Source organism: Kribbella sindirgiensis (assembly GCF_004331435.1).
Classification (GTDB): domain Bacteria; phylum Actinomycetota; class Actinomycetes; order Propionibacteriales; family Kribbellaceae; genus Kribbella; species Kribbella sindirgiensis.
The window spans coordinates 1-647 of the sequence record NZ_SJKA01000047.1; the positions used below are offsets into that span (position 1 = coordinate 1).

1 protein-coding gene is annotated in these 647 nt (G+C 65.8%); it reads left to right on the plus strand.

Annotated features, from left to right (window positions below; translation table 11 throughout):
* Nucleotides 1-27: 27 nt before the first annotated feature.
* The coding region (locus E0H50_RS42680; RefSeq protein WP_131297161.1) for a class I fructose-bisphosphate aldolase at nt 28-647 on the plus strand (620 nt) is incomplete at its 3' end.

Here is a 647-nt window from a genome sequence, read left to right on the forward strand (position 1 = left end):
CCGGTTGCGTCGGATCCGGCGTACGTCATGAAGTTGGCGATCGCGGGTGAGTTCAACGGGGTCGCGATTCAGATCGGGTTGGCGGAGAAGTTCTTTTGGGACTACGCCGGTGAGATCCCGTTGATCTTGAAGTTGAACGGTAAGACCGACATCCCGTCGGATGCGGCCGCGTTGTCTCCGGTGCACGCGAGTGTCGCGGATGCCGTGCGGCTCGGCGCGGACGCGGTCGGGTACACGCTGTACGTCGGTTCGCCGGCGCAGGAGGCGGATTTTGCGCAGTACCGGCAGATCCGCACGGATGCTGAGCGGTTCGGGATGCCGCTGGTCGTGTGGGCTTACCCGCGGGGCGAGGCGATCGAGGCGAAGGGCGGCAAGGACTCGTTCTACGCCGTCGACTACGCCGCTCGGGTGGCCAGCGAGCTCGGCGCGGACGTGGTGAAGGTCAACTTCCCGCACCCGGACAAGCGCGCAGGAGTCAAGGCGCCGTATGAGCAGACCTTCTCGCCGCAGCAGGCGATTGACGGTGTGGTGCGGTCGGCGAACCGGACGTTGGTGCTGGTTTCGGGTGGGGAGCGTGCTGGTGACGACGCGATGTATCGCAAGGCTGAGCAGGCGATGGATGCGGGCGGGCTCGGGTGCATTTTCGG